The organism is Oleiphilus sp. HI0128, assembly GCF_001635365.1.
Map to the genome: position 1 here is coordinate 1 of NZ_LWGG01000663.1, position 468 is coordinate 468.

At 47.4% G+C, this 468-nt stretch carries 1 pseudogene; it reads right to left on the minus strand.

The annotated features are described in order from the left end of the window. Positions 1–401, minus strand: a pseudogene (locus A3763_RS08280) (selenide, water dikinase); the annotation flags it as partial. Positions 402–468: the final 67 nt, after the last annotated feature.

Genomic DNA, 468 nt, shown 5'->3' on the forward strand with positions numbered 1-468 from the left:
ACGCTAAACTCTTTAGTGCCTGGTATGTTTTTTAAGTCTGGAGAAGAGCCTATATCTATCGACAATACGTCGTACGAAAACGGCGGATGCTGCTGACAGAAGATGGTTTTCGCTTCAAGATCGAGGCCTGTCACGCTATCTTCAATAAAGCGCACCCCAAAACTTCGACACGCTGCGCCCAGGTCGATATGCACGTCTTCATGCTCGTAGTTCCCGGCAATCAAGCCAGGCAGCATACCTGAGTAAGGTGTGAGTACTGAATTGGAAATCAGGGTAATGCGCACACCAGGTAGGTGACGCTTGGCCAACATGCTCAGAGCAATAGCGTGGGCATGGCCACCACCGATTAACACCAAGTCTTGGCTAATGGGTGTATCAGTATTTGTCTCATTTTTTTTCACGTTTATTCCTAATCCAGCTCTTTAAGAGAGGCGGTAATCAATGGTAATCATTCGTTATCGCTCCCTC